We start from the raw sequence: 2,597 nt of genomic DNA on the forward strand, positions 1-2,597 counted from the left end.
ACGGCAATCGTGAGTTGTCGTTTGGCCGTATCAAAGTCGACACCTTGCACGTACCACGGTGCCTTGATTCCCAAGGCGGCTTCAAAGAGTTGATTCGTCACTCGCATCGTCCCGCATGTCTGATTGCAGCATTCTGCCGCAACCAGCCATGCGCCAGCTTGTCGATTCAAAGCCCCTCAAGGGTTCCCTGCGCCGGGCTCACGCCCGCCCTTGACCCGCCAAACCGCCCACTCGGATTTCAAAAGAGGCCCATTTGCTCACCCACGTACCCAGCACGGCGTGATTGCCTTCCTGTTCGCTGGCCATGCGAACGAGTTCGCTGGCCCAACGCCGATGCCGCTCCGTGTCGACGAGCTGCGCATCGGTAATAAGGCCGAGTAGGGTATCGCCGTTTTGGCGCGCCGTGACGCCGAGGCTGCGCAATACGGTCTCTTCCACAGCCGGGCGTACCACGAGGTTTAGCGCGACAAAGCATTCAGCCCAGTCCCACGCGGTGAGTGCTTGTTCGTAAGCGGTGATTTCAGCACACCGAATAAAGAATCGTTTGCGACAGACGGGCAAGCGCAGCCGTACCGCGATGGTCGGGGTCAACCGGCGATATTCGCGTCGAGGTGATGAGCCTGCGCGTGGGCCAGCACGCCGACGCGCATTCAGTTCGTCAGCCGGTCTCTTCCTTTTCCTTTTGTTGCCGGGCGTAATTGAACGGCAGAAGGTCGGTTACATCTGCGTCCGGCGCACGCTGCGGCAACTCGGTGAGTATGTGTAGCAGGTAGTCGTATGGCTCGACGCCGCAGGCTCTGCACGTCAACATCAGGCTGTACACCGTGGCGCTCGCTTTTGCGCCATCAACTGTGTCGCTAAACAGCCATGACTTTCTCGAAGTGGCAAACGGTCTGATGTCACGTTCGCAAACATTATTATCGATGGGAGCGCAACCATCGGTGACGTAGCGGCTCAGATATTGCCACTGGTTGCGTGTATAGGCGATTGCCTTGCCGAGCAGACTCTGGGGCAGTACCTTGAGCGCCAGTTCGTCGAGCCACGCCTTGAAGGCCTCGAGCACCGGCACGCTATGCTTTTGCCGCAAGCCATATGTGTAATCAGCGCGCGTCTGGCCATCAGGCAGTTCGCCCTTGGCGAGCGCCTCGACACGGTACAGGGCCTGGAAGTATTCGAGCGCTTTCGCCACACGAGCGTTAGGTATCTTCTGTTTGCCGGAGTCCGTTTTTTTCTCGGCCGCCTTGTCCGCCTTGACGAACAGCCTCCGGGCGTGCGCGACGCATCCGAAGTGCGTGGCCTTTTTGAGCGTGCGCCAGGCGCTGTAGCCGTCGCTCATCAGCATGCCGCTGTAGTCGCCGAGAAACTTCTTCGGATGTTCCTGGCCGCGCCCCGGCTGGTAGTCGAACAGCACAACGGGTTCGGCGCAGCCTTCGGCGCTGCGGTACACCCATGCATAGCTTTTGCTCTGGGCGGACCTGCCGGGCTCCTTGAGCACCTGAACCGTCGTTTCGTCACCGTGGATCAACGGCTGCGACAGCAACGTCTTGTGCAGCGCGTCGTACAGGCGGCGGTAGTGCAGTTCGCTGGGGCGGATGATCCAGTGAGCGAGCGTGCCGCGACTCACCGGAATCTGCCAGCGTGCGAGCGCGTCCTGCATCCGGTACAACGGCATGCCGTCGACGTACTTTGCGGTCGTGACCGTCGCGATCACCGACGCGTCCGCATGGCTGCCCGGAATCGGCTGCACCGGCATCGGCGCAAGCACGATCCGTGTATGTTCGGCGTGACACTCACAGTGCCGGCAGGCCCACTTGGAGCGCACGTTCTGCCGGACCGTCCACTTGACCTCGACGTGCAGTTGCTCGCTGATGTCCTCGCCGATGCGATGCATCGGGTTGCCACAGTCCACGCATGCCCTCTGGTCTTCGGGCAGGTCGTATTCGACAGGTTCACGCTTCAGGTAGGCCGGCAGAGGCTTGCGGCCGCCCTTGCGCCGTTCGGGCTCGCTGTTTTGGGGCAGGCCGGTGTCGGGCAGCGCTGGCTGTGCACCCTCGTCGTCTTCATTGGAGGGGGCGGTCTGGGCGATCTGCTCGGCCTCGTCGAACACGCGATCCTTGCGTTTCTCGCTCTGCGGTGCGAAGCGCTCTGCCTGCAGCAGCCGGATCTGTTCCTCGAGCTGCTCGATGCGCTGGTTCAGCTCCTCGATCTGTGCGTCGCGCTGGGCAATATCCTGTGTCGCGCGCTCTTCGAGATCGCGGATATAGCCCTTGACGACCTTGGGTATGTGCTTGAGATCAGGAGGATTCATGCGCTCCAGGATAGCGGAGCGCGGCGCGCCGTAGGTTTACGTGCGTATTTCGGCGAAGTCGAACACGGATTTCGGTTGAAGTCGAACAGGGTTTCCGGAGGAAGGTGAACAGCCGTTTCGTTTGAAGTCGAACGGTTTCGGGGTATTCCGGAATCGGTGTTCGGCGCTCCGAAACGCGTGTTCATCTTCCCGAAATCGGTGTTCAGCCCGCCGAAACGGCTGTTCACTCCGCCGAAATGCGTGTTCGGTGAGCCGAAACGAAAGGCGCGGTTTTGGTTGGCGGTACTGC

The 2,597-nt window shown here is 61.0% G+C and carries 2 protein-coding genes and 1 pseudogene; all 3 read right to left on the minus strand.

The window, feature by feature from the left end; genetic code table 11:
- Window positions 1–249: 249 nt before the first annotated feature.
- Window positions 250–507, minus strand: a pseudogene (locus M3I53_RS37755) (toluene monooxygenase); the annotation flags it as partial.
- Window positions 508–658: 151 nt separating this feature from the next.
- The gene (locus M3I53_RS37760; RefSeq protein ID WP_254320799.1) at window positions 659–2,308 is read right to left on the minus strand and encodes an IS66 family transposase; all 1,650 of its coding nucleotides are present in this window, start codon (window positions 2,306–2,308) and stop codon (window positions 659–661) included.
- A partial coding sequence (locus M3I53_RS37765; protein ID WP_254320800.1) for a hypothetical protein occupies window positions 2,305–2,597 on the minus strand: 293 nt, incomplete at its 5' end. The genes M3I53_RS37760 and M3I53_RS37765, both read right to left, overlap by 4 nt.

It is taken from the genome of Paraburkholderia sp. CNPSo 3272, from assembly GCF_024206495.1.
Taxonomy (GTDB): Bacteria; Pseudomonadota; Gammaproteobacteria; order Burkholderiales; family Burkholderiaceae; genus Paraburkholderia.